This window comes from Dietzia sp. NPDC055877, from assembly GCF_053615975.1.
The window spans coordinates 19,981-45,358 of the sequence record NZ_JBSHCV010000022.1; the positions used below are offsets into that span (position 1 = coordinate 19,981).

Sequence of the window (25,378 nt, forward strand, 5' to 3'; positions counted from 1 at the left end):
CCGAGTCGGACCCGGTAGAGCAGCCGGAGTTACCGGAGTTGATGCCTGACGGTGAGCCGTGGCCTGAGCAGACGGCCCTGTGGTGGCGGATGTGGGGTGAGGATCCCCTGTCTGCCGAGTTCCGTTCGACGGATTGGTCGGAGCTTCTGGACACTGCGGTGATTCATGGTCGGTATTGGTCTGGTGAGATCAAGCTTGCTGGGGAGCTGCGGTTGCGGACGGGCAAGTTTGGGGCGACGGCTGAGGACCGGGCACGTCTGCGGATCCAGTTTGCTGCTGCGGATGAGGCTGAGGACAAGCGGTCTCGGTCGACGTCTGGGGCGGGTTCGTCGTCTCGTGCTCGCCGTGGGGCATTGAAGGCTGTCTGATGGGTTGGAAGCCTTCTGAGCCCGGAGAGGTTCCGACTCTGGGCTGGTATGTGATCGATTGGATCACCGAGATGCTGGCGGCGCCGGCGGTGGACGAGTACCAGCCGTTCATTCCGTATCAGGAGCAGGAGGATTTCATCCTCCGCTGGTATGCGCTGGATCCACGGACTGGACGTTTCGCTTACCGGCGCGGCTTGTATGGCCGTCCCCGTGGTCATGGGAAGTCGCCCCTGCTGGCTGCGTTGTGTGCTGTCGAGGCGCTGGCGGATGTGGTGCCGGATGGTTGGGATGCTGACGGTCAACCGGTCGGTAGGCCGTGGCGGTCGGTGCGTACTCCACTGGTGCAGCTCGCGGCGGTGTCTGAAGAGCAGACCATGAACTCGTGGCAGCCGCTTCTGGAGATGATGCGATCCGGTCCGGTGATGGACGAGTATCCCGGGCTGCAACCGTACGACACTCAGATTGTGCTTCCTCGCGGTCGAATCGAGCAGGTGACAGCGTCGGCGGGCACGATCAAAGGTGCCCCGGCAACGTTCGCGATCCTTGATCAGACTGAGGAGTGGGTTCTTCCGAACCATCATCGGTTGGCGAACAACATGCGGACCAACGTGGTGAAGAACGGCGGGCGGACGCTCGAGTCACCGAACGCCTACATTCCTGGCGATAATTCGGTGGCGGAGAAGGCCGCGGCGTGGTTCGACCTTCAGAACGAAGGCCGCACGAAGGTCAACACGCTGCTGTATGACCATCGTGAGGCGCCGGCCGATACGGACATGTCGGATGAGACATCGCTTGTAGCGGGTCTTCGGTTCTCGTACGGGGACTCCTCGGGGCATCCCGATGGCTGCGTTTTGCATGATCCGCCGTGCCCTCCTGGGCATGTGGACTTGGACGCGATTGTGGCGAAGATCTGGGAACCGGATTCCGATCCACAAGCGTCGAGAAGCGACTTCCTTAACCAGATCACGCACGCGTCGGATTCGTGGATTTCATCCCCGGACTGGCGGGCCGCGGCTAAGCCGGACGAGCTCATCGCGGACGGTGAGCGGATCGTTCTCGGATTCGATGGTTCACGCGGCCGTAACCGGGGCAAGGCCGATGCGACGGCATTGATCGGGTGTCGGGTGCATGACGGTCACCTGTTCGAGATCAGGGTGTGGGAGCAGCCGGACGGGATCGCTGGCCGTGGGTGGGCGCCGAATGCGCTAGAGGTCGACGCGGAAGTGCGTATGGCTTTTGATCGGTGGTCGGTGGTGGGTTTTTATGCGGATCCGTCGGGGTGGGAGACCCACATTGCGGAGTGGGAGGCCCGTTATCGGCGTCGGTTGAAGGTGCAGGCGTCGAGGTCTGAGCCGATCGCTGCGTGGCCGCGGGGTAAGGACACTCGAGCGTCTGACTATGTGGATCAGTTCAGGTCGGCGCTGGTGAATGGCGAGTTGTCGCATGACGGTTCGTCTGCCCTTACCAGGCATGTGTTGAACGCTCGACGGCGGGTCACTGGCCGTGGACGGTATCTGATCTATAAGAAGTTCCCGGATTCGCCGGACAAGATCGACGCTGCGTATGCGGCGGTGATGGCGTGGAAGGCCCGCACCGATGCTCTTTCAGAGGGCGTTGGTGTGTCGCGTCGTAGAACGGCGAACGGCGAGCGTAGAAGGGCGGTGATCGCGTGATCCCCGGATTGTCTGATGACGAGGGTCGGCTCCTGGTGGAGTTGCAGGGTCAACTCGCAAACCTGGCGCCTTACATGAAGCGACAGACTGACTATCTTGAGGGAACCGCCCCCTTGAAGTCTCTTGGCATCGCTACCCCGGCCGAGTTTGAGCGTGTGGGCACTGTGGTGGGTTGGCCTGCGAGGGTGGCTTTGGTGCCTGCTGAGCGGGTGCGGTGGCGTGGCTGGATTGACCATGCGGGGCTCGGGTTGTCTGAGATTGCTCGGGATGCGTTGGTGTCTTTCGAGTTTGCGCAGATGGGCGTGGATGCTGGCGTGTACGGCCAGGGGTACGTCGAGGTGTCGGAGGGTGACGATTTCGAGCCTGACGTGGTTGTTCAGGCGGTCCCGACTCCGGCGACTACCGGGTTGTGGAATGCGCGGAAGCATCGTCTGGATGCTGGGTATTCGACGTGGGATACGCGGGATGGCCGGTTCCAGCGCCTGTTCACCGAACATGACACTGTGACCATTCTCGACGGTGAGATTATTGACCGTTGGGAACATGGGTTCGGTCGTCCGACTCTGGTGAGGCAGGCTAACTCGCCGCGGCCGTCGCGACCGAATGGGCATTCCGACATAGATGCGTACATCCGGTACTACACCGATAACGCGGTGCGCACCATTCTGGGGATGGAGGTGTCGCGGGAGTTCTACATCAATCCGCAGCGGTACGCGATCAACATGGAGCCTGAGGATTTCGGGATTGATCCGGATGCTCCGCCGGCGGTTCGCCGGATGCAGGGGTGGTCTGCTGCGGCTGGCGCGATGCTGGTGGCTCCTCCCAATGAGGACGGGGAGAAGGTTCAGCTCGGGCAGTTTCAGTCTGAGGGGCCGGGCGCGTTCTGGGAGTCGGTGCGGTACTTGGCCGAGTTGACGGAGAAGCACGCTGGTCTCCCGTTGGGGTATCTGGGGTTCTCGAAGGATAACCCGTCGTCGGCTGATGCGATCCGTGCGACTGAGTGGAATCTCGTGCAGAAGTGTCGCGCCCGTCTGGATATGGGGTCGTGGGCGTCCCGGGAGGTGGCATTGCTGTCGCTACTGGTCCGTGATGGTGACGTGGACAGTGACGCGTTCCGTGGGGTGTCTACCCAGTGGGAGGACGTAGAGACACCGACACGTTCGGCGGCTGCGGATTCGGCGATGAAGCTGACTGCTTCGGGGATTCTCCCGGCTGGCTCTCAGGTGACTCAGGACATGGTCGGTTTGTCGGATCAGCAGCAGGAGATTCTGAGGGCTGAGCAGCGGTCGGCGATGGCACGTCAGGTGGTTGATGCGGTCCAAGACGGCGGATCTGAGGTGCAGCGTGTCGAGGAATTGAAGACGGCATTTGAGGCATTGGAGCGGGCGCAGGCTGCTGGGGTGGATCGTGAATACGCGGCTCGGCTGATCGGTCTGGACGGGGTCCAGTTTGGGCCTGAGGCTGCGTAGTGGATCCTCGGGTGTTGCGGGCGTACCAGGAGGCGCTGGCGCAGTTGGTGTCGGCGTCGGATCGTGCGACCGCCACATTGTTCGGCCGTTTGGTGCGGTCTGCGGATCCGGTAGAGGTTCGTGAGGCGCTCGAGCTCGCGGTGCCGGAGTTGGTGGAGCGGTACGGGCGGGTGGCTGGCGAGTTGTCGGCTGAGTGGTTCACCGCCCTGGACCCATCGGACGGGTTCCGGCCTACGTTGCCGCCGCCGGCCCCTCCGGCGCAGGCTGCTAGGTCTGCGGCGTGGGCTGTTCAGCCAGTCTTTGATGGCGCCCCTGCTGTCGCGTTGTCGCGTCTGTCTGGGTCTACTGAGCGTCTTGTGCGGCAAGCGGCCCGGCAGACGATAGTCCACAACTCGGAGCGACTTGGAGTGCCGTTCGCTCGGGTTGCTCGGGCTGAAGCGTGCGGGTTCTGTCGAATGCTTGCGTCTCGCGGGTTCGTTTATGCCGATGACGAAGTTGCTGGCGGCGTTACGGGGGTTGCTTACCACGACGTGTGCCGGTGCGTGGCCCTGCCGAAGCGGCGCGGCATCACTGAGGAAGACGTGCCGAATCTTGAACGTTTCCGCGACCAGTACCTCGAGGCCCGGTCGGGTATCGCGAATACGACGAGCAAGGACGCTCTTCGGGAGATCCTCTCGAATATGAGCGCCGCTCACTAAGACTTCCGCCGCAACGGCGGGGAACCAAGAAGAACGAAAGCCTCCCAACCCCTTGGGGGGCTTTTCTCATGCCCGGAACGGGCGGATGGGGGAAGTGGAAGTGCACAAGCTAAAGCCGTGGCTGCGGTTCGTTGAGGGTGACGAGGGCGGGTCCGCAACGGACACCACCAGCACCGACGGCGACACCGATGTCCAGGAAGGCCAGTCAGATGATGACTCGGACGTGGACTGGAAAGCCAAGTACGAGGCCATGCGGTCCGAGATGCGGAAGCAGGAAGACCGCGCCAAGGCGAACAAGGATGCCGCGGAGAAGCTGAAGCAACTGGAAGAAGCGGGCAAGTCGGATGACCAGAAGGTGTCCGAGGAGCTCGCGGAAGCCCAGAAGGCTGCAGCCGATGCGCAGCTCGAGGTTCGCCGGTATCGGATGGCTGCGAAGTACGGGCTCACCGACGAGCAGGCCGACCTGTACCTCACCGACTCTGATGAGGAGCGGATGGAGGAGCAGGCCAAGGGACTGTCTGAGATGGCAGGCAAGAAGCCGAAGCGTCGTGATCTTGGCGACGGCAGGGATCGCACTCCCCCGGCCCCCACATTGAAGTCTGGCGCGGACCTTTGGGACCGCGTCAAAGCCAACAACTACTGAGGAGTAGATATGCAGCTGGGCGTTCGTTCCAGTGGCGGCGGTTTCACGTCGCCGGGCTGGCTTGGTTCCGCGCACGGGACCGAGTCCGCTGCCACCGTCACCATTGACGGTGCTTCCCTGTCCGCGTTCGACAAGGTGATCCCGTCGGGGATCCCGCTCAAGGCCAGTGGCGGCAAGTACGTGCCCGTCACCGCTGCGGGTGACACTCTCGCTGGTTTCCTGCTGACCCGCCAGGACTTCGACGGCACCGGCGATGTGGTGGCGCCGATGATCGAGCGCGGCAAGGTCCGCGTGGATCGTCTCCCCGAGGAGGCGTTCGACGTGACCACGCTCGAAGCCACGAATCCGCTGTTCATCATCGAGGGGGCGTAACCAATGGAACTGATCACTGATTTCGCCACCCCTGTCGAGCTGACCGGTGCGGCCCGCGCTTCGCTGGCTGACTACGAGGTCGCGAACGGCACGCTGGCGCAGTTCCTGCCGAACATCACCAGCGAGTCCCGCATCGCGAAGTTCTCCATCGCCGCGACTGGTCTGGCTGAGGCCGCGGACTACCGTTCGTGGGACGCTGAGGCGTCCATCGGTTTCGGTGCTGAGGGCGACGGTTCGGGCCTGGCTGAGCTTCCCCCGGTGTCGCAGAAGCTGCGCATCTCGGAGCTCGACACTGTCGACTCGAGTGTGTCTTCTGCCCCGGAGTGGAAGCGCAACATCGCGGTGAAGAAGGCCGCTGAGGCTTCTCGTGCGATTGCTGACCGTGTCGAGTTCGCTCGCGGTCAGGCTCTGCAGAACGGCAAGGTCGTCATCGCTGATCGCGGGTTCTCTGCGACGGTCGATTTCGATCGGCCGGCTGAGCTGACCGCTACGGCGGGCACGCTTCTGACGGCGCCGGATGCGGACCTGTTCGAGATTCTCGATGCCGCTGTGTCGGTGTTCGAGGACGCCAATGGGGGTGCGGCGCCGGCTCAGGCGATCGTGTCTCGGAAGGTGATCTCGCTGGCACTGAAGTCGGCCGCGGTCATCGCGACTGTGGACGGTCAGGGGTCGACTGCTCGCCGGGTGTCGATCGATGCGCTCAACTCTTCGCTCGCGGAGAACGGTCTGCCGACCCTCGTGGGGTACAACCGTCGCATCAACAAGGGCGGCACCCTGACCCGCGTCCTCGACGAGACTCTGGCGGTTCTGGTCGCGGAGGATGCCGGTCGTACGGTGTTCGGTCCGACTGCTGAGGCGAACGAGCCCGGCTACGGTCTCGCCGCCGAGGATCGTCCCGGTATCGCTGTCGGCGCGTACAAGACCAACGATCCGATCGCGACGTGGGTGAAGGCCGCTGCTACGGCGCTGCCGATCCTGGCGAACGGTTCACGGACGATGTCGCTGAAGGTGCTGTGATGCGCCGGCTCTCGACTGACTTCGAGGGCGTTGTGCTGACCGCTCAGGGTCCGATCTACCCCGGCGGGGACATCCCTGCCGGGGTGGAGGTCGGTTCTCATGTCCCGGTGGAGGAGGTGGACGGTGGCAAGCCTGCTCGAGGTGGACGATCTGGTGCAGCTCGATCCGACCGTGGACGTAAGTCAGGCGGCGGCGCTGATCGGGCACGCGGAGGCGCTGGCGCTGGCGACGGCCCCGTGCCTGACTGACCCCGATTTCTCGGGTGGTGCCGCGGTGCGGGCGATCCTCGCGGGTGCGGTGCTGCGGTGGTATCACGCCGGTAACGGCATGGTGACCACCCAGTCTGCGGGACCGTTTTCGCAGACGGTGGATTCTTCTGCGAAGCGGTTCTTGTTCTGGCCGTCTGAGTTGAAGGCGCTTCGGCAGTTGTGTGGCGGAGGGCGTTCTCGGGCGTTCTCTGTGTCGATGGTGCCGTGATGTTCCAGTGCTCTCAGCCGGTGACACGCCATCGGGCGGGCGGGACCGTAACGGATCCATTCGGCAACGAGGTGCCCGGTGAGCCAGTCGCCGAAACGGTGAAGGTGTTCGCCTGGTGGATCGGCCAATCTTCCGAACCGGGGCTCGCTGGGCATGTGGAGCGGGTCGACTCGGATGCCACGATGTTCGCCCCCACTGGGGAGTTCACATCGTCGGATGAGGTCCACCTCCCCGATGTCGGGCGGTTCCGCGTGATGGGCCGCCCGGGGAACTGGGACCACAACCCGTGGTGGACGCCGGGACTCGAGCAGGTTGATCTGAAACTGTCGGAGGGTTGACATGCGTATCGACTGGCTAGGCAACAAGGGATTCCGGGAACTCCGCACTTCGGCTGGGGCTCATGCCTTGGTGGAGGCGGAGGCTGAGAAGGTGCTGGCTCGTGCCCAGTCGGGTGCAGGCCGGTCCCAGTTCGGCATGAAGTCCACGCCGGGACGCAATCGTGCTGGCGCGATTGTGTTCACGGCCAACCCGGCGGCGATGGTCCGGAATACGAAGCACAACACACTCGTCCGGGCTCTTTACGGTGGGTGAGCTTCTGGTGGCTCCGTCTGCGCTCCTGGTGGCGGTGACGGTGCTACGTGACGGGTTGGCGGCGCATGATCCGCAGCCGGTGTCGACCAGGGTTCCAGCGCAACGCAAACCCCGGTTCGTCACCGTCACCAGGGCGGGCGGTTCGATGCCTAACCCGTTCACCGAGTCAATCGTTCTTATCGTGCAGGCGTGGGACGACGACACCGTTCTCGGTGAATCACGTGCAGAGCAGACCTCGAACCTGTGCGCAGGACTGCTGCGTGCATCGTCAGGCACCCGCGTCGCGGGAGCGAAGATCCGACATTGGGAACCGAACGCGCTGCCGTCGTGGTTCCCAGACGATTCCGGGATCCCCCGGTTCCAGTTCACAGGCGAACTCCGTCTGGCGTTGAACAAGCAGTAACAGCACGACCTTCTCTCACGCAGGCCCGGTCCACGAGTTGCCTGAGAGGGGCACAATCATGGCGAACAACACCGCCAATATCACTTCCACGAACCCGGCTGACGGTGGCGAGTTCTACCGGGCACCGCTCGGGTCGACCCTTCCGACCGACGCAATCGCTGATCTGGATGCGGGATTCAACGGTCTCGGGTTCACCGGCGAGGACGGTTTCGTCGTCTCGCAGAACCGGTCGACGGAGGACAAGCGGGCATACGGCGGTGACGTCGTCTACAGCCTGCAGACCGAGTACGGCGTCTCTGTGCAGGTGACGGTGTACGAGTCGCAGAACGCCGAGGTGCTCAAGACCGTGTTCGGTGACGACAACGTCACCGTCGCTGGTGGCAACACCACGGTCAAGTACAACAAGAAGCGCCTTCCCCGTTCGGTGTTCGTGTCCGATCACGTCACGGATCAGGGTCTGCTGCGTCAGGTCATTCCTGTCGGTCAGGTGACTGAGGTTGGCGACATCACCCTGGTCCACACCGACATCCTCATGTACCAGCTGACGATCACGGCGTACCCGGACGCGAACGGTGACTACATGCTCGAGTACCGGACCGTCGATGCCGAGGAGCCCCCGGTCGGCGGCTAATTGTTCTCGCCCCGGTGGTGGTGATTGTTCACCCCCTTGGACCGGGCCTGCCCATCACCGGGGCGGGCTTTCTTGAACGCTGAGCGTTTAGGCCCGGTCGCACCCATTAACTTCCCGAAAGGCCCGGTCCAATGACTGATTTCTTCCTTCGCGTAGATCGTCCCGAGAACCGCCACACGTGGCGATTCCTTGACTCAGACGCCGACGGCGCCGACACCATGCAGACGATCTCCATCCCACACCGCGAGTGGCTGTCGACGGCCACCTTCGACAAGGTCAACGAGTTCGCCGAGAAGAACCCGAACGCGCTGCCCGGGGAGCTGATCGAGCACATCATCTCCATCGAAGACCCGGAAGCCCACAAGTGGATCAAGGCCAATCGCAAGAAGATGCCCCTCGGCGCGCTCAAGGTCATGTGGGACGAGTTCAACAGTGAGCGCGAGATGTCGCAGGGGGAATCGGCAGCCTCCTCCAATTCGTAAACCGGTACGGGTTCGAGGAGGCGCTACGCGCCGACATGATGCGTGACGGCCTATCGCTTGACGATTTGGGTCGCCAATTTTCGTGGGTCGATCTTCGGTCCTACATCAAGTGGGCACGCCCTGATTCGGCGTTGGCCTACGTGTACAAGAATCCGCCGGTCGACCCGGCGACTGTGCCGACGCAGGGCACGTTGACGTCGATCAAGGACCGTCTCGCCCAGAAACGCGCCGAACTGGCCGGCGCTGGCTCTGAGGTCGTGTCCCACAACCGTCGAGACCGTAAACGGTCCGCATCATAGGAGGTCTCGAGTGGCTGAACTGGCGACGGCGTGGGTGAGTCTGCGCGTTTCCACGCAGGGGATGCAGGGTCAGGTCCGTAAAGAGCTGACCGGTATCGAAGCCGATGCGCAGAAGACCGGCCAGAACATGGGATCTAAGATCTCCTCGGGTATCGGCTCGGTGCTCAAGAAGACCGCTGTCGGTGTTGGTGTCGCTGGTGGTGCGGCACTTGCGGCTGGCATCGGACGCGGAATCGGCCGGCTCAACTCGATCGAGCAGGCTGAGGCGAAACTGTCCGGGCTGGGCAATAGCGCCGCCGATGTCAGCAGCATCCTCGAGAATTCGCTTAACTCCGTTAAGGGGACCGCTTACGGCCTGGATGAGGCCGCGACGATCGCCGCGTCTGCTGTCGCGGCGGGAGTGAAGCCCGGTAAAGACCTGGAGCGCACTCTCAAGCTGACTGGTGACGCTGCGGCGATCGCGGGGACTGAACTCAGTGACATGGGTTCGATCGTCAACAAGGTCGCCACGTCCGACATGATGCAGATGGATGTCGCGAACCAGTTGATGGACGCGGGCATCCCGATCTTGCAGATGGTTGCGGCGGAGATGGGTGTCACCGCTGAGGAGGCACGCAAACTCGCTTCCGACGGCAAGATCTCGTTCGAGATTTTCCAGAACGCTCTCGAGCAGGGTGTTGGTGGCGCTGCCCTAAAGATGGGCGACACCACCCAGGGCGCGTTCAAGAACATGGGGGCGGCTGCTGGCCGTCTTGGTGCGACGCTTGCTGGACCGTTTTTCGATCAGGCTGGTGGGACGTTCCGTGGGATCACGGATCTGCTGGATGATCTGAATGGTTCGGCGGGGCCGGCGATGGAGCAGGTCGCGGCGTGGCTTGAGCGTGCTGGCGGGGCTGCGTCGGATGCGTTCGCTAGGTTCCGGGAGTCCGAGTTCGCCCGGGATGCGATGTCTGATCTGGGCGGTATTTTTCGGTCGTTGGCGGGTACTGCGTCGGATGTGTGGCCGTCGCTGCAGAAGATCGCTGGGGCGCTCGCTGAGGCGTCGGCGGCTCTTGGAGTGTCGGCTTGGGACGCCTTCGTGGTGGCGCTCGAAGTGGGGGCTGGGGTGTTGCAGTCGCTCACCGGGCCGCTCGAGTTGGTCGCCAACCTTATGGATGCGCAGCCGGGCCTAGTGACGGCTGCCGTTGCCGGATGGATGGCTTTCCGTACAGTGCCGCGGATGGTCGGCGGGGTGTCTACTGCTGTCGAGTCCCTCGGTGACAAAATGAGGCCGTTGCGAGAGTCATTCACTGGGTTCGGCGACCAGATGCGTCTCCAGACTCACCTTGCGGGGATGCAGGGCGAGTCGCTGTCGAAGACCGGTGCGGCGATGGCGGTGCTGCAGACGCACACGTCCAAGCTCAGTGGGTCGATGACGAAGCTTGTCGACGCGATGGGTGGTCCGCTGGGGGCTGGTCTGACGGCGGCGGCTATCGGGTTCGCGGCAGTGTCTGCTGCCTCGCAGAACGCGAAAGCTCACCAGGATGCGTTGAGGCAGTCGTCGGAGCGTCTGGCGGAGTCTCAGCAGGAGGTGGCCGAGGCGCTGCAGGCTGCGTCTGGCGAGCTGAACTCTGATGTGTGGGAGGCGCTTACTGCTCAGGTTGATGGTGCGCGAGGTTCGATGGAGTCTCTGGCTGCGACGTCGCCTGGACTGATGGCTCAGATGGGTGCTGGTCTTATGGACCTCAACCCGCTGGGTATTGCGTATAAGGGTTTAACGCAAGGCGTTGACGGTTTGACGACCTCTCAGATCGGTTTGGCTCGGGAGACGAAGTTCACCGCGGCGGAGAACGAGAAGGCGGCTGACACCCTTTCCAATCTTGGGCTGTCTAACGAGCAGTTGGCGTCTCGTCTTTACGGTTCACAGGTCGGGTTCGAGCATCTGCGGTCGAGTATTGACGGGTCGACTGAGGGTGGCCGTTTGGCTCTTGACATGTTGTCGGGGCTGCGGTCTGAATTCGAGTCACAGCAGGCGATTGTGGAGTCTGTCGGCCCGGAGTACCTGAATCTGCAGGATGCGCTTGGTGTCCTCGCGGATAGCGCCGCGGGCGCGGACGCGAAGTTGGCTGCAATGCTGACGACGCTGGAGATACTTGGCGAGATAAATGTGTCTGCTGCGGAGCAGGCGGCTCTCGTTGCGAAGTCGATCGATGGCGTGGGTGATGCGCTGGGTAAGTCGACGGTGGCTGCCGACGAGTTCGATCGGGCGTTCCAGAATGCAGACGGCTCGTTGAACACGATGAACTCGAACACTCTGCCACTGTTTGACTCATTGACGGGTCTTCGTGATCGGATGATCGCGACAGCTAACTCGGGTGGCGATGTTCGCGCGACGTTCGCGGAGATTCAGCCTGAGTTGCAGGCGCTCGGGCAGCAGGCACGTGATCGTGGACTCGATTGGGACGGTTTGCTCGGGTCGATGGCTCTCACCCCTGAGGGCATCGAGACGATGCTGACGGTCACCGGCCTGGAGGCTGCGGAACGGGATCTGGTCGCTGTTCAGAACAAGATTGAGGGCCTGCCCGACGGCGCGGAAACTCGGGTCAAGCTCGAGGGCGGCCAGGAATCGGTAGACGAGCTCGAGCGACTCGGGTTTAAGGTGACCGAGTTCGATGGCAAGACGGCTTTCGTCAAGGTCGAATCTGCCGAGGCCCAGCAGAAGCTGAACGATGTCATCGGACGAATGTCCACGGTCGAGAACACCACAGCGATCGCCGACATCATGGCGGCTAACGGACAGGCTGAGGGTGCGATTGGTCAGACAATGGGGGGCCTGATTGGGCTCGACAACAAGTCGTCGATGTCGGACATTCTTGCGGTCAACGGTGATGCTGAGGGCAAGATCTGGCAAACCCACGGCGGGCTGACCACACTCGATGCCACGAACCCGCTGTCGGTAATCGCAGCCGAGAATGGGCAGGCGCAAGGCGCGATCGGGTCGACTCAGGGTGGCCTGGACCGACTTGGGAACACGAACCCGGAGTCGAAGGTGCGGGCCGACAACTCGCAGGCGGAGAGCGCGATCAGTGCGGCGACTGGCTGGCTGAACGCGATCCCCCATGTGAAGACGACCCAGGTCATCTTCAACGCTGTATATCGCGGGTTCCGCAACCTGATGGGCGGGGATGGCGAGCAGCACGGCGGCGCGTGGAACGGCGCCCAGGCGCTACGACGGTTCGCCACGGGTGGGCATTCCGGCTACCGCCTCCCCACCACCGGCCCCGGAACTGACGAGGTCGACGGGTTCCTCGCATTCAACTCCCAGGGCATCCCCGCCGCCCGACTGGACGCTGGCGAGTGGATCATCAACGGCCGCTCGTCGGAGAAGTACAACCGCGAGCTCGCACAGATCAACGCGGGAACGTTCCCGAAGCTCCCCGGGTACAAGGATGGCGGCCGGGCCGACGCAAAGGAACTGCTGGACTTCGTTCACGGTCGCGGCGGGCACGGCCAGTCCCAGCCCTTGGAGGGCGCACCGTACGTGTGGGGAGGCGTCAACTGGGGCGACTGCTCCGGGGCGATGTCGGCGATCGCTCGGTTCGCTGTGGGGATCGCTCCGTTCGCTGCACGGTTCGCGACCGGCAACATGGGTGCCGCACTCCGCGAGCTAGGTTTCCTGACTGGTCGCGGCGGTGACGGTGACCTGCGGTTCGGGTGGAAGAACGGCGGACCCGGCGGCGGCCACACGTCCGGAACTCTTCCCGATGGCACGAACGTCGAGATGGGCGGTGGCCGCGGCAACGGGCAGATCGGCGGAAGCGCTGCCCCCGCAAGCCATTCTCAGTACACCGATCACGCGCATCTGCCGGTGCACACTTACCAGTTTGATCGGGTGGAAGGCCTTGAGGGGTTGATGCCTCCCGGGGCGTCTACGACGTGGGCTGGCATGGCCGGCACCGCCGGGACGAGCGGCACCACCAGCCCGGGCTTGTACAAGTCGCCAGGCAACTCCGGTCAGGTCGACAAGAACCAGCCGCGAACGTGGTCCGACATGGCCGCTGGCGCGGTGTCGGCGCTGGTCGGTGGGCAGGTTGAGGATGCTCTCGGTGTGTTCGGTGTGCCGAACCAGTTGCCGCCGATCGTGCAGGCGTGGCAGATGCTGAACGAGAAGCCCGGTGGCGGGCCGTCGGATTGGGATCTGTCGACTGCTGCAGCTGAGGTAAAGCGGCTGGATGCGGCGATCAAGATCCGTGAGCAGGTCACCGGCGAGGCTGCCAAGGCGTTGTCGGCGATGAACGGCAATGGCGTTGGGAACGCACTGCCGGCCGCGGTGAGGTCTGCTGAGTCCGAGCTGGACAAGCAGCTGCTCGAGTTGGAGTCGGATCGTCTCAGCTATGAGCGTGCACAGGATCGGCTGAGGTCGCTTCTTGGTGCTCGGGCGGCGGCGGTGGCGGAGAAGGATCTGACGTCCGCGTCGTCTGCTTCGGATCTGGCGTCGTCGTTGGCGCCGGATGTGTCGATGCCTGACGAGCTGATGCGCGAGTTGAAGGTCACGTATGACCCGGCTGGTGGTGCGGAGCAGTGGCGTCCGATGGTGATCGCGGCGTTGAAGCGGAACGGTTTCGCGGCGACGCAGCGTGAGCAGGATCTGATGATTGCGCAGATCCAGTCGGAGTCGGGCGGCAATCCGTCGATTGTGCAGCAGGTGCAGGACGTCAACTCTGGCGGCAATGAGGCTCAGGGGCTGCTGCAGGTGATTCCTGGGACGTTCGCTGCGCATCGCGACCCGGAGTTGCCGAATGATCGCACGGATCCGTGGGCGAACATGAATGCCGCTCTGCGCTACTACAAGTCCCGCTATGGCATGGATTTGGGCGCTATGTGGGGCAAGGGGCACGGCTACAACCTGGGTGGCTGGATTTCCGGGCAGGGAACGAAGGATTCGGTCCCTCTGGTGGGTGCGCCGGGTGAGTTCATTGTGAACCGTCGTGCGGCTGCGGAGAACCGTGAGGAGTTGGAGGCGATGAACTCCGGCCGGTCGGTGCCGTCTCGTGGCGGGTCGGTGACCTACAACATTCACACGTTCGATCTGGATGAGGCGATGCGCGAGTTGTCGCGTCGTGAGGCGCAGCACGCACAGACGCACCTGGGGGCGCGATGAGTTACGCAGATCTGGCCCGCATCGAGGTTGAGGGTGTTGATGGGTCGACGTGGGTGCTGAATGGCCCCGGCGCGGGACGTGAGGGTGTGCATCTGGGCGAGTCCCCTGATGGGATTTATGACGCCCCGGTGCGCACACTGTGGCAGCAGGGCGCGTTCCAGGAGGGTGCGACGGCGAACGGTGCCCGGTGGGATGCGCGGGATGTTGTGTTCACGGCGATGATCCAGGGGGTTTCTGGCCGGTCGTGGCAGGACGTGGATTCGCAGTGGCGGCGGGCGTGGTCCTATACGGCGGATTCTGTTCTGCGTGTGACCACCCCGTCGGGTACTCGTGAACTCAAGTTGCGGATGTTTGAGGCACCGAAGTTCACCCCGGATGTTGATCCGCGGGTGAATGATTTCGGTGAGGTGGTGATGACGTGCCGTGCTGGTGACCCGTTCTGGCGGGAGCAGCCGGACAAGCAGGCGGTCACCGCATCTGGGGCGTCTGGGACTGAGTATCTGCGGGTGGTGAATCCGACGGATAAGGACATGTGGCTGCGGTGGGTGTTGTCCGCGGGTTCTCGGTGGACGGTGCCGGATTTCGATTTCGCTGGCGGAACTCGCACGGTCACTATGCCCACCTCGTATACGTCACGTGACGTGCTGATTGATACGCACCCGTTGCGGGAGCAGGTCGTGGTTGTGGGGTGGGCGAACGCGTGGGAGGCGATGGGTGGGGTGCAGTTGCTGCATCCGGTGCCGGCGTACACCCCACCTACTGATGTGCCGGTGTCGTGGGCCGGTAGTGGAGGGTCGTTGATGCTTGTGCAGGATCGTCGTTGGTCGCGCCCGTGGGGGCTGGAGTGACTGCCCCGACGCAGAGTGTGCAGGACACGCTTGATGGGATTCTGGCGGCTACTGAGGCCGATCAGGCGGCCCGTGCTCAGCGCCGGGTCGAGCCTGCTCTGGTCAGGTTGTGGGACGGTGACTGGAAACTCCGGGGCCGGGTGTCGGGTGAGATCAAGGCCGAGTTCCGGTGGGTGCTCAACAACACCGGGACCGGGACGATCACCCTGCCGGCGGATCACTACCTCGCGAAGTGGGCCGCCGACACCAACAGTCGCGGCGTGAAGAACGTCCACATCACCGTCGACAAGGACGGCGCCCGCTGGGGTGGCCGCATGTCCGGGGTGTCGGTGCGGAAGAAGGACAACGGGGACCGTGAGGTCGAGATCAAGTTCCTTGATTTCATGGAGGATCTGAAGCACATCCGTGTGTGGGCGAACCCTGTTCTTCCGGCGGCGATCCAGTTCCCGCGGGCATTCACGTTGGCTGGTCCGTCGATTTGGGCGTTGAAGCTGGCGCTGTTTCTGAATCTGATGCGGAACCAGAACAGCCTGTTCACCCTGCCGGATAACCCGCTGGATTTCTCCCAGTGGACCGGGAATCTGAACATGGCGAACTGGCCCGTCAGTATGCGGGGGCAGTCACTGTTGGGTGATTCGTCGCCGCATTGTGTTGTCTCGTCGCGGTTCAAGACGTGGCATGATCTCGCGGCCCCGATCCTCGCGGACGCGCAGTTGTGCGTCACGTACGAGATCTACCTGCCCGGGGATCCTCAGCCGTGGCCCGGGTATACGCCGCGTGTCGGTCAGGTCATCTACGACATCGTGGACAAGTCCGGCTGGTGGGGTTCCACTGGTACGGGCGGCAATATTCTGCACGGGATTGCTCGTACGGCGATGCAGCTGCTCGACAACGGTGTGGACATGGACCGCACTGTTGTCAGTGATCCGAACTCGCCTGACTTCCGTGGGAACGACTGGCTTGGTACTGCTCCGGGTGCTCCGTGGGTGGTGTTGCGTGAGGGTGATCTGACGGGGATCCAGTCGTCGGAGTTCACGTATCAGCCTGCTACGGATGTGCAGGTTGTGGTGGGTGGGCATTCGATGCCCGGGGTGAACGAGATCATCTCGTCCGCGATCCAGCTTGCGGGCGACCTCGCCAGTTCCACGTTCATCGGCCCGAACATCAACCTGGGTCAGGTGGCGGACACCCTGCTGCAGCCATTGTACACGGACACGCTGTTGGCGTGGATGGCGTTCAAGTCCACCCGCAGGGCGCAGGAGTTGGGCTGGTCTCACTACTTCGAGTACATGCCCGGCAACGCTGACCGCGCATACACCCTCTCGAGTCTGATGGCGATCCGTCGTGGCTGGTGGGAGACCCGGGAGCGGGTGGGTCATCACGTGAAGATCGCTGATGGTGCCCCGTACACGATCGGCGCGAACGGTCGCGGGCACTTCTTCATCGGTGATCGGATCGCGACTACTCACCCGCTGGTGGCGGACAAGTTGGTGGTGGAGCAGGTGACCGAGTTGGACCTGTCATGGGACCGCACTTCGTTCGGGTGGGATGTGACGGTCGGGTCGTTGGCGCGTACTGAGTCTGGTCTGGATCAGGTGGTGCGTCAGGTGTCTCAGGGCGTGTCTGCACTGCAAGAACTGGGGGTTCTGTAGATGAGCGATTGGCGTGATTTCAAGTCGGTGCGGGTGGCGGATCAGGAGTGGATGGCGTTCACCGATTCCGCGGCGCAGTTCATTCACCGCCAGGTGGTCGAGCTCGGCTACGTCCATGACCCCGATTCACAGTCGCACTACTTCGCCCGCCCTGACGGGGCTGAGGGGCAGATGGGTGGTCTGGTGATGCGGTGGACCGCTGTTGGTGAGGATCATCATGTCGCTGATCTGGCCGTCCCTGACATCTCTGGTTTGTCGCTTAGGCAGAAGACGGACCTGCTGTCCCAGTTGGAGCGCGACGGTATCGGCGGGGTTGGTGGTCCTGGCCCTGCTGAGGTGTCTGACGCTTCTGTGGGGTCGGCTGTGCTGCCCGGGGCGCGGTTCACGCTCGACGGCAAGGTCCGTGAGGTTGTGGAGTCGCAGGGTGACTGGGTGAAGGTCACGGATCCTGAGACCGGCCGGGTGTCGCGGATGAAGCGTTCCACTTTGGATGGGTGGGAGGTGCTGTGACTTCTCCGGGTGGTGATGTGCCAGAGGGCGCCTATGTCGGTACGGCGGGGCAGTCGAACTCGATCGGCCGCCTGTCCGACATTTCGGAGGCGTCCGCGAAGTCGATGATGCAGGGTGCGGCGGCACCGTCGTTCAATCGGCAGCGTGATGCGGCGTGGGGTGTTTTCAACGACATCGCGTACGCGATCACTGGTGTGCAGGTTGATGAGAATGGGAACCCGATTACCCATATTCAGGATTGGGCGACGAAGGATCTGCACAACCTGGGTGAGGTGATCCAGGATTATGGGTCGGCGATTGAGGATCTTGGTAAGGATCGGGTGATGCCGTGGGCGGTGCCTACGGTGGCTCCGTTGTCGGAGTCGCTTAACAGGCGTGCGGATGCGACGTTCCAGTTGCAGGGGTTCATGTCGCTGGCGAATCCAATGACTGGCCGGGCCGAACACGCAGGACGACAGGGCAGTGACACTGCCTACTACCACGATCACGCAGTCGGTACCTACCGCGTGGATACCCGCCTCGCTGAGGGCTGGGTCGAGGGCAACCGCACCTATCTGGCGTTCATCACCCCCAGCGTGACCCGCCTGTACAACGGTATCGACTTCATGGTCGGCGCCACCACCGGCACCCCCGCAGTGCTGGACTTCGCCCTGTTCCGCACCGACGAGAACCGGCAGTTGAAGTCCCTGATCGGAGTGCAGCGCGTCCAGCCCGCCGAAGTCGGCAACGGACGACAGGTCATATCCCGCACCATCGAACCCACCCTCGTGCAGCAAGGCGAGTACATCGCCGTCGCGATCCGCCAGTTCGCCACCGGTTCCGTGCGGCCTCTACTCGGCTTGTACGACATCGACCGACCCTTGAAGAACTCGATGTTCCCCCGCAAGATCACCGCACGACGAAACAGCACAGACGCCATCCCAGAAACAATCAACGGCGAAACCGAACTCGACTTCACCGCCGACTGGTTCATCCCCTACATAGAACTATCCGAAGACGTCGGCGTCGACTACCGCGTCTTCAACGAAAACTGGCCCGACGTCGGCGAAGCCCGCCGCCCATGGGTGCGCCTCACCTCCGTCGGCATCCGATCCTCCGGCGGATACACCGCAGCAGGCGGATCAGGTGTCCGCGTCTCCATGTACGACCAACCCCTGTCCACCGACCGCGTACGCATCCGAACCAGCGTCCACAAAGTCCACGACAGCAGCGAACCGACCACGATCATCGTCCGCGGCACCAGCGACCTCCGATCCGGTATCGGACTGCAGGTGATCCCGCACCACGACGGACACAGTGTCGGACGGTACGAGCTCATCTCCTGGTCTAACCAGAACCCGGGCCGAGACTGGATGACAGGCGTCACAGTCCTCCACACGATCAACGTCCGTCCGCAGGCCGGTCACCAGTTGGAGATCGACTACCTCGACGGGCCGGTTACGGTCCGCATCAACGGCACTGAAGTGATCACCGAAAAGCCTGTATCGGGGCAGTCGGGGGCGGCACGCCGGTTCGTGGGGATCCAGCTCGAGCGGACCACAGTCTTTCTGGCCGGGTTCCCGTCTCCGCATCTTGGCCCGTGGTCAGCCCGGGATCTTCCTGAGAGCGACGGGGGCGGGGAGGACGACGAAGAGGATGAGGGTCCCATTGTCGGCGAATAAGGATCGGAGCGTCTCATGGCGATCGTGACTGGCCCTGTGGTGGATGTGTCCGGCACACGCTTGGACGGTGTCTTGTGGGCGCAAACAAGCATGTTCCGCACTGACGGCACGACGGTGATCGCCCCGCAGCGTGTCCCCTGGCCCATCGTCAACGGGGACGTGACCGCTGACCTCGCGCCCGGCCCCGCCATCCTCTCCCTGCAGTTCGACGGCCGCCCCCCACACCGGGCCACAGTAACCATCCCCGACCACGACACCACCCTCGCAGACCTGCTCGGGACGATCGGAGCGCCATGACTGTCATTTCAGGCAACATCGAAGACATCGGCTACCAGCCCCTCTCAGGCACCCTCACTGCTACGTCGGTGGATTTCCGATCCGAGAATGGCGTCCTGGTCGCACCCGAGACACACTCGTGGCCGATCAACGCCGGAAACGTGTCGGCCACTCTCCTACCCGGGCCGGCCCGGTTGACCATCACGGTGGGGACGCACGCCCGCGACACGTGGGATGTCATCGTCCCCGACACTGACGTGACCCTTGCGACGTTGATTGATGATTCGATCGAGTGGGCGCCCCCGATTGTGTCGATCGTGGGTGAGCATCGTCGGGCTGCGGAGGCTGCAGCGGCGCGGGCGGAGCAGGCGGCTACGAATGCTGCGGGTTCTGCGTCGGCGGCGTCGGGTAGCGCGTCTGCTGCTGCTGGTTCGGCGTCTGATGCTGCTGCTAGTGCTGTGTCTGCGTCGTCGTCTGCTGGGGCGGCTGCCGGTTCGGCGTCGGATGCTGCAGGGTCCGCGACCGCGGCGGCAGGGTCAGCGTCTACTGCCGCTGGTAGCGCCACCACCGCTTCGCAGGGCGCCCAGGTCATCACTGACAACCTCACCGCGATCGAGGCGGCGCCGGGACACGCTGCAGCTGCGCAGTCGGCCCGCACTGGTGCTGAGTCTGCCCGGGATGCTGCCGCAGGGTCGGCGACGGCTGCGGCAGATAGCGCTTCAGATGCCGCGGGGTCGGCTACTGCGGCGGGGGCTGCCCGTGATGGGGCGGTGACGGCCCGCACGGGTGCTGAGTCTGCCCGTGACGCTGCCGCGGGGTCGGCAACGGCTGCCGGGTCGGCTAGGGATCAGGCTGTGTCTGCTCGTGACGCTGCTGCGGGTCATGCGGGGTCGGCGTCGTCTCATGCGTCGGCTGCTGCGGGTTCTGCGTCGGCGGCGTCGGGGTCGGAGACCGTGGCTTCGCAGAAGGCGTCAGCGGCTGCGGTGTCGGCGTCTGATGCTGCCGATGCGTTGGCGCAGGTGCTTGTGGAGCTTGCCAACACGCAGGCCTACCAGGATGTGTTGACCGCGATCGGCGACATGTCGTCGGACTGGAACGCCGACATCCAGACGGCGATCGCTTCGCTCGTCGGCCAAGCCCCCGAAACGCTCGACACCCTCGCCGAAGTCGCCGCAGCGTTGGGCAACGATCCGAACTTCGCGACGACGGTGATGGACCTGCTGGGGCAGAAGGTCGGGAACGGTGATCCGCGGTTGTCGGATGCGCGTACCCCGACCGCCCACGACCATCCGATGTCACAGGTGACGGGACTGTCCGACGCGTTGGGCGGTAAGTCGAATGTGGGTCACGGCCATACGTGGGATCAGGTTGGTGAGAAGCCTGGCACGTTCCCGTCAACGATCGCGTTGGTGGCAGGGTTGCAGGCTGCGCTTGATGGGAAGTCGGCGACGGGTCACACGCACACGAAGGCTCAGGTTGGGCTGGGGAACGTCGACAACACGTCGGACGCGGCCAAGCCGGTTTCTACCGCTACGCAGGCGGCGCTCACTCCGCTGCAGAACCGGCTGTCTGTTGCTCCTGCGACGTGGCGGTGGAACGGCACAACCCTGCCCACTGCGGCGTCGCAGGTTCACGCACAGGCGCGGGTGGGGGATTTCATCGTCGCCCCCAACCTGACCACCGATCCCGGCTGGCACCAGATCACAGGAGTCTAGGCATGGCTTTCACTACCGAGTTCGTGATGGGCGCAGGCGGTGGGGTGGAGGAGATCCCCGTCTCCATGTCAGGCGGCGGCGCGGGCACCGTCTACCCACTCACCACCGTCGACGCAGGGGCAGGAGCATTCATCCTCGTAAGCGGGGCCATGACGGGCAGCACGTTTGAAAGTCAACGGCCGCACTTGCAGATCGGAACTCACACCCATACAGATCCGCGCCTTTATCTAACAGGACCGAATGGCTTAGGGATTTGGGCGAAAGCCACCGGCACCGTTCAGGTCGCAGTCTTGTCGCGGGTAACCAGCACCACCACGTTGACGGGCACTGTGTACGTGTCCCGCCTGTAGGTCACTGCCCGCACCCACCCCCGACACCCGTTCGGGGGTTTCGTCGTTCTAGGAGGTTCCCCTGTGAGACGTGCCCTCGCTGTGTGGCTACTCCACCTCGCCGACCGCATCGAAGCCACCGCCTACCTCGTGGACGACCGCGCCTGGACACACCGATGGCCCCACTAACCCGCGCCGCCGCCTGGGCACTCTGGCACACCGCCCGCCTCCACCGCATCACCGTCGGCAGACCCTACGACGCGCCCGTCGGCTGGCAGATCCGATGCCACTGCGGCGACCGATCCAACCGCATCTAGGAGACACCCATGACAAGACAGTGGCCGCTCCCCCGCGGCTTCACCATCACCTCACGGTTCGCCGGCCGCATCAACCCCGTCACAGGCCGACCCGAGAGCCACTCGGGCACCGACTTCGCCGTCCCGGACGGCACCCCGTTCTACGCGTGCGCCGGCGGAACCGTCCAGTACATCGGCCCGGCCACCGGGTACGGGCAGTGGCTCGTCATCGACCACCCGGCCAGCGAGGGCGGTGGTTGCACCGAGTACGGGCACATGTGGGACGCCTACGCGACCGGCCTCAAAGTCGGCGACTGGGTGAACCGGGGGCAGTTGATCGGCTACGTCGGCTCGAACGGCCAGTCCACCGGTCCGCACCTGCATCTGACGGTGTGGGAGTACGGGCACGGTGGCCGACGGATCGACCCGGAGACGTGGCTGGCGGGCGCCGGCTACCCGGGCGAGGCCGTGCCGCCCCCGGCGTCGTCGGCGGGGCCACTGTTCGGTGTCGATGTCTCCGAGCACCAGGACGGCATGAGCCTTCGGCAGGCCAAGGCTGAGGGCATGGAGTACGCGATCATCCGCACCACCGACGGCACTTACCGGGATCGGACGTACCGGTCGCACCTGGACGATGCCGAGTCCGCGGGGATGCTCACCGCCGCCTACCACTACCTGCGAAACCCGAGCGAGGGGACGACGGTGGCGCAGCAGGTCGGCGCCTCGCTCGCCGTGATGGGTAACGCGCGGCGCCCGGTGTGGATCGACGTCGAGACCGACGCAGGTCTGCACGTCGACCACATCCGAGAGTGCAAACGCCTCTACGAGGCCGCTGGTGTGCGGGTTGTCGGCGTGTACTCGTACGTCCCGTACTGGGAAGGGCGGGTTGCGCCGAGCGAGCCGGACAGCCACGAGTTCGGCGCGTTCTGGGTGGCCGCGTACGGGCAGAACCGTCGCGGCACACCACGCGCTCTGTACCCCGGCAACGACCACAGGCAGTGGAACTACCCGCTGGGCAACCAGAAGCCGGCGATCTGGCAGTACGGGTCGAACGCCGAGGTGGCCGGGCGTCTCGTCGACATCAACGCGTTCCGCGGCACACGAAACGAACTCGAGGCTCTGTTCACGGGCCGCACATATGGAGAGGACTGGTTGGCAATGGCATCAGAAGAGGACGTGAGGCGCATCATCCGCGAGGAGATCGCCCCGGTCACACACGACACGAAACGGCTGTGTGTGCAGATGGGCATGGACGCCGACGACGACGGATTCGGCCGGGTGCCCGGCTGGGTCCAGACCGGCCATCGATCTTTCATCGATCTGCTGTCCGCGGTCGCCGCGAAGGTCGGTGTCTCCCGCACCAAGGACACCCTGCCGGCGCTGCCGGCCGGTGCCCGCAATCCGAAGCTGAAGGGCTGAAAGCCATGACGAAGATCGACCCCCGCATCCGCATCACCCTGTACCTTGCCCTGTCCGCTGTCGGTGTCGGACTCGTCACCTGGGGCATCGTCACCCAAGACCTCATCGACGGGATCCTGCCGGTCGTGGCGGGCATCCTCATGGTGTCCGGTGGCGGTGTCGCAACGAAGAACGTGCCCCACGCCCGGGACACCCCACCCGACCTGCGGGAGATTGTGGGCATGGCCCGGGATGGCATCCCCGCGATCCTTGCCGAGGTGCATCGCCTCCGCACCGATGTCGAGCGTCGTGCTGTCCCGCAGTCAGTCGCAGAGCCTGTGCTCGAGTATGTGCCCGAACAGGCGCCGTGGCTCCCCGCCCCGGAGGAGTACGTCGGCGAGCACCGACTCGAGCAGTGATGTCGGACCGGCCCGCGGTGATGGAGTGGGTCGTGGCCCTGGCACTGGCAGTGTTCCATGCCTGCTACGCGCTGCTGATCGTGTGGCACGACACGGACCTGTGGTCGTTGCGCACCTACTCCGCCGCGCTCGCGGTGCCGGGCTCACCGACGACGTGGGCGGTTGTCGCTGCGGCATCAGCGATCCTACTCACCGCCGGCACCGCCACCGGGCGGGAGCGGCTCGTCGCCTACGGGGCCGCGCTCAGCGGCTTGTGGCTCACGTTCTTCGCCCTCATGTTCGCCATCGCCGCCCTCGCCGACCCCACCCCCGTCGCCCAACCTGGAGTCGTCATCTACAGCTGCGTCGCGGTCGTCGCGATCACCCGGGCCGGAACTGCATGGGGGCGACGATGAGAGCATTCGAGCCAACCCACCCGCGTTTACGTGTCGCCGCGCTGGTGGTATTCGGATACGGGGCACTGTCCCGCGGCATCGCCTACATCGACGCACCCCAGACCGGCCTCACTATCTTTGTCGATGCACTAGTTCCGCTGCACGTGTGGGCGGTGGTGTGGATCGCCGCCGGCACTCTCATGATCGCCGGGATCTGGCACCGACTGATTGCCCGTGTAGCTCTCGGGCTGGGTGGCACTCTTTGGGCCGTGTGGGGACTGTCTTATATGGCAGCCACGATCGTGGGTGACTCCAGTCGGGGATGGGTGACAGGGTCACTGATGATCACCCTCGCCGGCGCCATGTACATCTGCGCCGCTCTCGCCGATAGTGCCGGACCTCCACTGGGGCCGGTGATACCCGAGAGGGAGGGGACGGGGTGACGTGGGGGCAGATCGCCGTAGGCGTCACCTCCGCAGTGCTGGTTCTGGCGGGAACGTGGGTGTCGTCCCGGTTCTCCGCCAAGGTCGGCCACCAGGCCAACGAGAACACGCGCCAGGCTAACAGGACCGCGGACTGGGATAGTTTCACCGCGAAACTCGAGCGTGACAACGCCCGTTTGCGGGAGCGGCTGGATGCGGTGGAGTCGAAGTTGGACGAGTTCCGCCGCGAGTTGCGGGATCGTGATTCTAGGATCGATGACTTGTCGGATGATTTGGATGATGCGATTGACCATATTCGGGTGTTGCGGGATGAGTTGTTGCGGCAGGACCCGTCTCTGACGTTGCCGGAGCCTCCGGCGCGTATTGCCCGCCACTTCCAGCCGCCGTGAGTCTGTTTCGTCTCACATTGCACGAATGAGCCCCACCTACCTCACATGAGGCAGGTGGGGCTCGTTTTCGTATTTCAGGGGGGTCACTCTGCGTGCCTCACGTCTCGGATATTCGCTGCGATACGGTCCAGCGTCTGAGCCATATGGATCACCACCCGGCCGAGACCAGCCAAGATCAAGACAGTCAGGCTGCCCCCTGCCGCCATGAAAGATTCCGGTTCACTGTCCATGACGACGAATATCGCGGCGATCGCGAACATTAGCCCTGCCGCGATCATGACCAGGATCATTGCCATGTCGAGAATCTCGAAGCGTTGCTTGTTCTGGGGTTGGGAGCCGGGCGGGGTCCAGGGGCCGGGGTTGGTCATGGCGGGCCTTTCGTAGGGGTGTGAGGGTATTAATATCAGGTGTGTACGACGCTCACGCCGCACATGTCACTTCCAGCTGCAGGTTGGTTCCCATAGCGTGACCGCTCCGCACTCGCGGCACTCGTGCGTTCGGTGGCCTTGCTCGAGGGTGCCGGCGCGTGGCGCGAGCCAGCCGACGAGGACTCGGTTGGGTCCGAGGCGGTGGCCGTTGGGGCAGTGGGTGGGGGCATCTTCGGTCCAGAGCATGGGCTGACTGTAGAACATGCGTGCGACATTCTTTGCCCACATTTTGCCCACATTTGTGGCACTTTCGGACCCCGCGGCACCCCGCCGCACCGATGAACGTGCAGCTCAGGGCGGTATAAGTGCAGGTCGCGGAGCCCCCAGAACTGGTTTCTACCCGGCTGGTCAGGGGTTCGAATCCTCTCGGGGGCGCG

Annotated in this window: 26 protein-coding genes; 25 read left to right on the top strand and 1 reads right to left on the bottom strand. The window is 64.1% G+C overall.

What is annotated here, in order from left to right; genetic code table 11:
- From ACWGLC_RS16160 to ACWGLC_RS16280, 25 genes are all read left to right on the top strand, one after another.
- Positions 1 to 368 (top strand): phage terminase small subunit (locus ACWGLC_RS16160; protein WP_452100844.1); only part of this gene is annotated, 368 nt, incomplete at its 5' end.
- A 50-nt stretch (positions 369 to 418) separates the two neighbouring features.
- Complete coding sequence (locus ACWGLC_RS16165; RefSeq protein ID WP_452100845.1) at positions 419 to 2,041, top strand: hypothetical protein; 1,623 nt, start codon at positions 419 to 421, stop codon at positions 2,039 to 2,041.
- On the top strand, positions 2,038 to 3,510 hold the full coding sequence (locus tag ACWGLC_RS16170; RefSeq protein ID WP_452100846.1) for a phage portal protein: 1,473 nt from the start codon (positions 2,038 to 2,040) through the stop codon (positions 3,508 to 3,510). The genes ACWGLC_RS16165 and ACWGLC_RS16170 overlap by 4 nt, the downstream gene beginning before the upstream one ends.
- A gap of 11 nt (positions 3,511 to 3,521) precedes the next feature.
- A complete protein-coding gene (locus tag ACWGLC_RS16175) occupies positions 3,522 to 4,208 on the top strand; it encodes a VG15 protein (protein WP_452100872.1) in 687 nt (228 codons plus the stop codon).
- Positions 4,209 to 4,302: 94 nt separating this feature from the next.
- Positions 4,303 to 4,851, top strand: coding sequence for a hypothetical protein (locus ACWGLC_RS16180; protein WP_452100847.1), 549 nt, complete (start codon positions 4,303 to 4,305; stop codon positions 4,849 to 4,851).
- 9 nt (positions 4,852 to 4,860) lie between these two features.
- Complete coding sequence (locus ACWGLC_RS16185; protein WP_452100848.1) at positions 4,861 to 5,223, top strand: hypothetical protein; 363 nt, start codon at positions 4,861 to 4,863, stop codon at positions 5,221 to 5,223.
- 3 nt (positions 5,224 to 5,226) lie between these two features.
- Positions 5,227 to 6,240 (top strand): major capsid protein, encoded by a 1,014-nt coding sequence (locus tag ACWGLC_RS16190; protein WP_452100849.1) that lies wholly within the window; start codon positions 5,227 to 5,229, stop codon positions 6,238 to 6,240.
- 123 nt (positions 6,241 to 6,363) lie between these two features.
- On the top strand, positions 6,364 to 6,717 hold the full coding sequence (locus tag ACWGLC_RS16195; RefSeq protein ID WP_452100850.1) for a hypothetical protein: 354 nt from the start codon (positions 6,364 to 6,366) through the stop codon (positions 6,715 to 6,717).
- Between the two features lie 182 nt (positions 6,718 to 6,899).
- Positions 6,900 to 7,055 (top strand): hypothetical protein, encoded by a 156-nt coding sequence (locus ACWGLC_RS16200; RefSeq protein WP_452100851.1) that lies wholly within the window; start codon positions 6,900 to 6,902, stop codon positions 7,053 to 7,055.
- 260 nt (positions 7,056 to 7,315) lie between these two features.
- On the top strand, positions 7,316 to 7,711 hold the full coding sequence (locus ACWGLC_RS16205; RefSeq protein WP_452100852.1) for a hypothetical protein: 396 nt from the start codon (positions 7,316 to 7,318) through the stop codon (positions 7,709 to 7,711).
- Positions 7,712 to 7,769: 58 nt separating this feature from the next.
- The gene (locus ACWGLC_RS16210) at positions 7,770 to 8,342 is read left to right on the top strand and encodes a phage tail tube protein (RefSeq protein WP_452100853.1); all 573 of its coding nucleotides are present in this window, start codon (positions 7,770 to 7,772) and stop codon (positions 8,340 to 8,342) included.
- A 131-nt stretch (positions 8,343 to 8,473) separates the two neighbouring features.
- A complete protein-coding gene (locus ACWGLC_RS16215; RefSeq protein WP_452100854.1) occupies positions 8,474 to 8,824 on the top strand; it encodes a hypothetical protein in 351 nt (116 codons plus the stop codon).
- 309 nt (positions 8,825 to 9,133) lie between these two features.
- Positions 9,134 to 14,263, top strand: a complete 5,130-nt coding sequence (locus ACWGLC_RS16220; RefSeq protein ID WP_452100855.1) for a tape measure protein — start codon at positions 9,134 to 9,136, stop codon at positions 14,261 to 14,263.
- Positions 14,260 to 15,111 (top strand): hypothetical protein, encoded by an 852-nt coding sequence (locus ACWGLC_RS16225; protein WP_452100856.1) that lies wholly within the window; start codon positions 14,260 to 14,262, stop codon positions 15,109 to 15,111. Before ACWGLC_RS16220 ends, ACWGLC_RS16225 begins: the two co-directional genes overlap by 4 nt.
- A complete protein-coding gene (locus ACWGLC_RS16230; protein ID WP_452100857.1) occupies positions 15,108 to 16,763 on the top strand; it encodes a Gp37-like protein in 1,656 nt (551 codons plus the stop codon). Before ACWGLC_RS16225 ends, ACWGLC_RS16230 begins: the two co-directional genes overlap by 4 nt.
- Positions 16,764 to 17,273, top strand: coding sequence for a hypothetical protein (locus ACWGLC_RS16235; protein WP_452100858.1), 510 nt, complete (start codon positions 16,764 to 16,766; stop codon positions 17,271 to 17,273).
- Entirely contained in the window at positions 17,270 to 18,934 is a 1,665-nt protein-coding gene (locus tag ACWGLC_RS16240) for a hypothetical protein (protein ID WP_452100859.1), read from the top strand. The genes ACWGLC_RS16235 and ACWGLC_RS16240 overlap by 4 nt, the downstream gene beginning before the upstream one ends.
- Before the next feature lie 15 nt (positions 18,935 to 18,949).
- The gene (locus tag ACWGLC_RS16245; RefSeq protein WP_452100860.1) at positions 18,950 to 19,231 is read left to right on the top strand and encodes a hypothetical protein; all 282 of its coding nucleotides are present in this window, start codon (positions 18,950 to 18,952) and stop codon (positions 19,229 to 19,231) included.
- A gap of 932 nt (positions 19,232 to 20,163) precedes the next feature.
- Positions 20,164 to 20,925 carry a hypothetical protein gene (locus ACWGLC_RS16250; RefSeq protein ID WP_452100861.1) on the top strand — a complete coding sequence of 254 codons (762 nt, stop codon included), beginning with the start codon at positions 20,164 to 20,166 and terminating at the stop codon, positions 20,923 to 20,925.
- Between the two features lie 2 nt (positions 20,926 to 20,927).
- A complete protein-coding gene (locus ACWGLC_RS16255; RefSeq protein ID WP_452100862.1) occupies positions 20,928 to 21,275 on the top strand; it encodes a hypothetical protein in 348 nt (115 codons plus the stop codon).
- A 305-nt stretch (positions 21,276 to 21,580) separates the two neighbouring features.
- The gene (locus ACWGLC_RS16260) at positions 21,581 to 22,969 is read left to right on the top strand and encodes a peptidoglycan DD-metalloendopeptidase family protein (RefSeq protein ID WP_452100863.1); all 1,389 of its coding nucleotides are present in this window, start codon (positions 21,581 to 21,583) and stop codon (positions 22,967 to 22,969) included.
- Positions 22,970 to 22,974: 5 nt separating this feature from the next.
- On the top strand, positions 22,975 to 23,367 hold the full coding sequence (locus ACWGLC_RS16265; protein ID WP_452100864.1) for a hypothetical protein: 393 nt from the start codon (positions 22,975 to 22,977) through the stop codon (positions 23,365 to 23,367).
- Complete coding sequence (locus ACWGLC_RS16270) at positions 23,367 to 23,762, top strand: hypothetical protein (RefSeq protein WP_452100865.1); 396 nt, start codon at positions 23,367 to 23,369, stop codon at positions 23,760 to 23,762. Before ACWGLC_RS16265 ends, ACWGLC_RS16270 begins: the two co-directional genes overlap by 1 nt.
- Positions 23,759 to 24,184, top strand: a complete 426-nt coding sequence (locus ACWGLC_RS16275; RefSeq protein ID WP_452100866.1) for a hypothetical protein — start codon at positions 23,759 to 23,761, stop codon at positions 24,182 to 24,184. Before ACWGLC_RS16270 ends, ACWGLC_RS16275 begins: the two co-directional genes overlap by 4 nt.
- Entirely contained in the window at positions 24,181 to 24,573 is a 393-nt protein-coding gene (locus tag ACWGLC_RS16280) for a hypothetical protein (protein ID WP_452100867.1), read from the top strand. The genes ACWGLC_RS16275 and ACWGLC_RS16280 overlap by 4 nt, the downstream gene beginning before the upstream one ends.
- Before the next feature lie 83 nt (positions 24,574 to 24,656).
- On the opposite strand, the gene ACWGLC_RS16285 is transcribed toward ACWGLC_RS16280, so the two are convergent.
- Positions 24,657 to 24,941 carry a hypothetical protein gene (locus ACWGLC_RS16285; protein ID WP_452100868.1) on the bottom strand — a complete coding sequence of 95 codons (285 nt, stop codon included), beginning with the start codon at positions 24,939 to 24,941 and terminating at the stop codon, positions 24,657 to 24,659.
- Between the last annotated feature and the right edge of the window lie 437 nt (positions 24,942 to 25,378).